At 32.8% G+C, this 2,841-nt stretch carries 3 protein-coding genes and 1 pseudogene; all 4 read right to left on the reverse strand.

The genetic code is table 11. From position 1 onward, the window contains the following. Positions 1-431: 431 nt before the first annotated feature. Positions 432-1,016, reverse strand: a complete 585-nt coding sequence (locus ACFSRZ_RS11810) for a hypothetical protein (RefSeq protein WP_379666774.1) — start codon at positions 1,014-1,016, stop codon at positions 432-434. A 182-nt stretch (positions 1,017-1,198) separates the two neighbouring features. Then, a complete protein-coding gene (locus ACFSRZ_RS11815) occupies positions 1,199-1,567 on the reverse strand; it encodes a hypothetical protein (protein WP_379666775.1) in 369 nt (122 codons plus the stop codon). Beyond that, positions 1,568-2,584 carry an RHS repeat domain-containing protein gene (locus ACFSRZ_RS11820; protein WP_379666776.1) on the reverse strand — a complete coding sequence of 339 codons (1,017 nt, stop codon included), beginning with the start codon at positions 2,582-2,584 and terminating at the stop codon, positions 1,568-1,570. It lies immediately after the preceding gene. A gap of 66 nt (positions 2,585-2,650) precedes the next feature. Beyond that, positions 2,651-2,841: pseudogene (locus ACFSRZ_RS11825) on the reverse strand (transposase); the annotation flags it as partial.

The raw sequence follows: 2,841 nt of genomic DNA on the forward strand, positions 1-2,841 counted from the left end.
TTAACGTAGTTTTATTTACTCTATATACATATCTCTACTTACCACACGAAAGATTCGTGCGGGAGCGGGGAGCGGGGCTAAATTGAGACATTACCCCTATTTAGGACGCTACCTTTTCTTTGAAAGTCCCAACAACAAAAAAAAGTAACAAACTAAAGAGTATTAAATTCAGCTTTTGTAGAATATTATAAGTTTCATCTGTAAATGGCATTACTTTATATAAGAAATAAACACTCATAAGATATACTGGAAGAGCCCAGATGTTAAACTGCCGATGTTTAAATTTCTTAAAACTTATATAGATAAATACTATAGTAATAACATTTAAAAATATTAATAATATTGTGCTAAATTCTCCCTCTTTATCTTCTCTTAGTATAAACAAGAGAAAAAGCATTATAATATAATATAATATGAACCAATAAACTTTTTTAATATTCATAACTAACATCTTTACTTTTAATTACTTCTTTTTTATTTTCAAGAACCAAATCCTTTCCAATTTCTGTGGGGTCGATTTTAATTTCATTTGATATTGCTAATGCTACCATTCCAACTGTTACCCCCCAAAAACCACTTGCCACTTTTGTAGCAGACAAACTACTTGCTCCAGCTCCGACAGGAATTGCCAACAAGTCAACCATGCTTTTAGTTTGCTTGTTATCAGAAGCTTGCGTCTGACTTGGACTTTCTTTATTGGACTTTTTATAAGCAGATATTCCTTGAGCAAAATTTTGAAATTCACTAGGTGCATCAGACATATTTATTTTTTTGGGGTCAAGTTTAATATTACCTGGTTTTTCTCCATTTTGATAAGTATAAATTTCACTTGTTACAGATACATCACCTATCTCTCCTTCACTATCAATCATTGCATGAGTAGTAGTTATTTGGACTGTCGTATAATGATGAGTACCATCATCTTTGTTAAAACGATGAGTTGTGGATTTAGTGTGCATAATGTAATCATTTCCTTTTTTATGATTAACATCTGCATGCCTGAAATGAGATGACATAGTTCTACGAGTAATTTTTGTTACCCCCAGCTGGTGCCCCCCAGCTGGTGCGCGAATGCCTCGCGTTCCAATAAAAATAAAAAAACTACGCTAATTTCTTAACGTAGTTTTTATTTACTCTCTCTATATCTCTACTTTACCACACGAAAGATTCGCGCGGGAGCGGGGGCTAATTTGACCCATTACTGCTTTTTGGAATCTGAATCAAATAATTTATTCCCTTTTTTATCATAGACAATTACTCTGCCTACTTTCTCCTTAATTAACTTATCAAACTCCCATTTCAAATTCTTATCAAATCTCTTATCAACAAATTTGAATTCGTTAACTCTAAGTTCTATTTCCTTATCATCATATAACAACATCAATCCAGATAAGGTTCCTGGCTTATCATCAAACATTATTTTTTCCTTGTAATTTGAATAAACAGAGTTTTTAAGCACATAGCTAATCTCTTTATCAATCAAATTCATATAATTTTTTTCCTCTTGTGCATACATACAGGAATACAATATCATTAATAATGTACTAAGTAAGATATATTTTTTCATTTATTCTTGAATTAATTTAGACTTCTTTTTATCCTTATCTGTCGTTCCATACAAAGACACTCCTGAGTTTTTCAAAACTGATTTATTAGCATTGATAGTTGCTTCAGACCAAGATTGGCCAGCCTTTAAAAAGGCTTTTAATGCGGACCTCATATTTTTTTGTATTGTAGCCCTTGAGTTATTTTTAAAAAACTTACCTGCTTTCTTAACGTCAGTTACTACCATTGCAAATCTCATACTTCCTGCCTCCACAATTTGAGAGTTCCCTTCTCCATAATCACTCATATTTGCAATATCAGCTCCAGAAAAAGCAGCACCTAATAAACTCTCGCCTGCTCTGGCTTCTTCTGATTTAGAATATGGATGAGTATGAACGAGAGCAATAAATTCTTCTCCTTTATCCCCTTTAAAATCACTATAAGAAAATTGAACTGAACCTTTATTTCCTACTTTAAAGTTTTTTGCCTCATATTTTGTTTCCTCAGAATCTATTACACCCGAAATAGTAATATCAGTATTTTGAACAGTACTACTAAATACCGAGAAACCATGTTCTTTAACTTTTGTTTTATTTTTATTAAAACTCATCTTCCAAGCCTTATCTAGTGATGAATCAATACTTTCAACAATATTATTTAATTGTTTAATAACTTTTTTTGGATCAATTGGGGCTTTCCCATCTGGGTCAATATAATTGACTGGATTATTGAATGCATACACAAATGGTGAATGTTCATAAAATTTTTCCGCTAATGGATCAAGATTCATCCAACGTCCCAAACTCACATCATAATTACGTGCTCCAAAATCGTACCAATCTATTCCGAGTTCCTCATTTAATTCTTTTCCGTTATAGCCAAACCGTTGTGCGACCGAGTTTCCATTGGAAGAAATCACGTTATTATACCCTTTATGCTTCAAGCCAAAAGGATAGTAATTACTTTCCTCAACAATCTCTGTACTAGCATTAATAGTACCATTGTTGTCAGAATCCGTATAAGTCCCCTGCTCCCGCACGAATCTTTCGTGTGGTTATTCTAACTTAATAACCCTGCTCCCGCACGAATCTTTCGTGTGGTTATTCTAACTTAATAACCTAAAAACAGTCACATCTCTTACCAATCCTTGTTCTCCAGAATAATCTAAAGCACTACTATATACATAATCTTCCGGATGAAAAACCAACCCTGCTTCTACAGGATTGTTATGAATATAATCTATCTTCTCTTTAATTACTTTATTACTCCATAATTCAATGGGTTTATTATCATGTC

The sequence above is a fragment of the Pseudotenacibaculum haliotis genome (genome assembly GCF_042684245.1).
In the GTDB taxonomy this organism is placed as follows: Bacteria; Bacteroidota; Bacteroidia; order Flavobacteriales; family Flavobacteriaceae; genus Polaribacter; species Polaribacter haliotis_A.

Coding starts and splice junctions, on each gene's coding strand:
- ACFSRZ_RS11815 (WP_379666775.1), bottom strand. CDS start 1,567: ATGAAAAAATATATCTTACTTAGTACATTATTAATGATATTGTATTCC.
- ACFSRZ_RS11810 (WP_379666774.1), bottom strand. CDS start 1,016: ATGTCATCTCATTTCAGGCATGCAGATGTTAATCATAAAAAAGGAAAT.